The organism is Chitiniphilus eburneus (genome assembly GCF_005048205.1).
GTDB classification, from domain to species: domain Bacteria; phylum Pseudomonadota; class Gammaproteobacteria; order Burkholderiales; family Chitinibacteraceae; genus Chitiniphilus; species Chitiniphilus eburneus.
The window spans coordinates 1-1,570 of the sequence record NZ_SUMF01000077.1; the positions used below are offsets into that span (position 1 = coordinate 1).

Annotated in this window: 1 protein-coding gene; it reads left to right on the forward strand. The window is 65.3% G+C overall.

Going from position 1 to position 1,570, the window contains the following annotated elements; all coding sequences use genetic code 11:
• Positions 1–26: 26 nt before the first annotated feature.
• On the forward strand, positions 27–1,570 hold a 1,544-nt coding region (locus FAZ21_RS20025), incomplete at its 3' end, for a type VI secretion system Vgr family protein (protein WP_246038798.1).

A 1,570-nucleotide genomic window follows, 5' to 3' on the forward strand; every position in this document is an offset into this window, starting at 1 on the left:
CTGACAAAAATTGTTGGGTAGATGACGTGGATATGTCGAACCTGCTGGCGTCCTTCGCCAGCGCCTTCACCCAGGACCAGCGCCTGCTGACCCTGCACCTGGGCGACGGTGCCAGCGACGGTGCGCAACTGCTGCCGCAGTCGGTCACCGGCGACGAAGCGCTCTCCCAACCCTACCGCTATCAACTCGAATGTCTGTCGCCCGATGTCGGGCTGCCGCTCAAGTCGCTGCTCGGCTTGCCGGTGCAGCTCGGTATCCTGACAGCCGACGGTGAGGAGGTGGTGCGCTGTGGTGTGGTCACTGCGGCGCAGGCGCTGCCGGCGGACGGGGGGTTTGCCCGCTATGGGCTGTCCATCGAGCCGCCATTGGTGCTGCTGGCACATCGCCGGTCGAGCCGGGTGTTTCAGGATGTGAGTGTGGTGGAGATCGTGCAGGCGGTGCTGGATGAGCATATCGCCGGCAATCCGGTGTTCGGGGCGACGTTTGCGCTGCGCTTCGAGCTGGCGGGGCGTTATCCGGCGCGCTCGTACTGTCTGCAATACCGGGAGAGTGATCTCGATTTCGTTTCCCGGCTGTTGGCGGAGGAGGGGCTGGCGTATCGCTTTGAGCATGCGGCGGGTGACACGCCGACGGTCACGCTGGTGGTGTTCGACGATCCGTATTCGCTGCCGCAGGCCCGCCAGGGCCGGATTCGTTTCCACCGTGCCGATGCCACGGAGGCCGAGGACAGTCTGACCGACTGGACCAGTACCCGGCAGTTGGGGCCGAGCCAGGTGGCGCTGGCCAGTTTCGATTATCAGCCGGTGGTGACGCAGCAGGCTGCGGAAGCTTCGGGGATCGATCAGGGGGCGGGCGGCGCTCAGGCCGAGAGCAGCCTGGGGTATTACGATCCGCAGTCGCTGTACTATGCCGCCGATGGCGAGCAGCTCGGCCATTATGCGCAGTTGCGTCAGCAGGCGTTCGATCGGCGGAAGAAGTCGTTTGCCGGCGGCGGTACGGTACGCGGGATACAGGTCGGTGAGTGGTTCCAGTTGGCCGATCATCCACTGCACGATGGCGATGCGCCGGAACAGCGGGAGTTCGTCGCCAGTCAGTTGCGCTTTACCGCGCACAATAATCTGCCGGGCGATCTGCTGAAGTTGCTGGCGCGGGGCCAAGACACGCCACAGCCGTTCACGGTGCAACTCGCGGCGCAACGGCGCGGGGTGCCGCTGCATCCGGATTACGCCGACAGCCAATACGCCAAGCCGACCGCGCGCGGGATTCAGACCGCCACCGTGGTTGGTCCGGCCGGGGAGGAAATCCACACCGATCAGTATGGCCGGATCAAGGTGCAGTTCCACTGGCAGCGGTCGCAGGAACACCCCGCGTTCGGCGCCAATCTGGACGACCGGTCTTCGTGCTGGATCCGGGTGGTCCAGCCCAGTGCCGGAGCCGCCTGGGGGCATCAGTTCATTCCGCGCGTCGGTCAGGAAGTGATCGTTGCCTATCTCGAAAACGATATCGACCGACCGGTGGTGACCGGGGTCGTCTACAACGGCAGCCACCCGCCCCCGGCCTTCTCCGGTGC